The organism is Intrasporangium chromatireducens Q5-1 (genome assembly GCF_000576575.1).
Taxonomy (GTDB): Bacteria; Actinomycetota; Actinomycetes; order Actinomycetales; family Dermatophilaceae; genus Intrasporangium_A; species Intrasporangium_A chromatireducens.
In genome coordinates this window covers 1-944 of record NZ_AWQS01000524.1, presented here as the reverse complement: position 1 = coordinate 944, position 944 = coordinate 1, and the positions used below count along the sequence as shown (strand labels likewise).

The window sequence follows — 944 nt, the reverse complement described above, 5'->3', positions numbered from 1 at the left end:
CGAGAGTGCGCTTCTTCCAATCGAGAGTGCGGCAGTCTCGATCGAGAGTGCGGGGCGCGATGCGTGAGACTGGGGCCATGACGACGGCTCTGCCACCTGACCTCGCTCGGCTCGACGACGAGGTCGGCCGCTTGCTCGCCGACTCCGTGCCCGCCGGGCGACTCGGCGTCGCCTTCTCGGGTGGGGTGGACTCCGGCCTGCTCCTAGCCCTGGCCGTGCGCCACCTCGGGGCGGCCCGGGTCGTCGCCGTCATCGGCGTCTCCCCCAGCCTCGCCGCCGACGAGCTGACGGCGGCGCGTGCGGTGGCCGCCGCCATCGGCGCACCGGTCGTCGAGGTCGCGACCCACGAGGGTGACAACCCGCTCTACCGGGCCAACGGCCCCGACCGGTGCTTCCACTGCAAGGACGAGCTGTTCACCCGGATCTCGGACGAGGTGGCGGGTGTCCATGGCCTCACGGCCGTCGCCTACGGCGAGAACGCCGACGACGCAAGGCGGCCGGACCGCCCCGGCTCGCGGGCCGCGACGAACCACGCCGTCCTGCGCCCCCTCGCCGATGCCGGTCTGAGCAAGACCGACGTCCGGGCGCTGGCCCGGGCCCTCGGCCTGCCGAACGCCGACAAGCCCGCCGCCCCGTGCCTCGCCTCGCGGATCCCCCACTTCTCGCAGGTCGACCCCGAGAAGCTGCGCCAGGTCGAGTCCGCGGAGCGCGAAGTCCGCGCGCTCGGCTTCCCCGACTGTCGGGTGCGCCACCACGGGGAGGTCGCACGGATCGAGCTGCCCGAGGGCGAGATCGCCCGGGCGATGGAGCACGACACGCGAATCGCCCTGCAGCAGGCGGGAATCCAGGCCGGTTTCCGCTTCGTCGCGGTCGACGTGGCGGGGATCCAGTCGGGCGCCTTCACCCTCCCCCTCGTCGAGGTGACGAATGGTTGAGGCGCCTCG

The 944-nt window shown here is 73.2% G+C and carries 1 protein-coding gene; it reads left to right on the top strand.

Annotated features, from left to right (window positions below; genetic code table 11):
• Positions 1–77: 77 nt before the first annotated feature.
• Positions 78–935 (top strand): ATP-dependent sacrificial sulfur transferase LarE, encoded by an 858-nt coding sequence (larE, locus tag N864_RS22690; RefSeq protein WP_155893079.1) that lies wholly within the window; start codon positions 78–80, stop codon positions 933–935.
• Positions 936–944 lie beyond the last annotated feature (9 nt).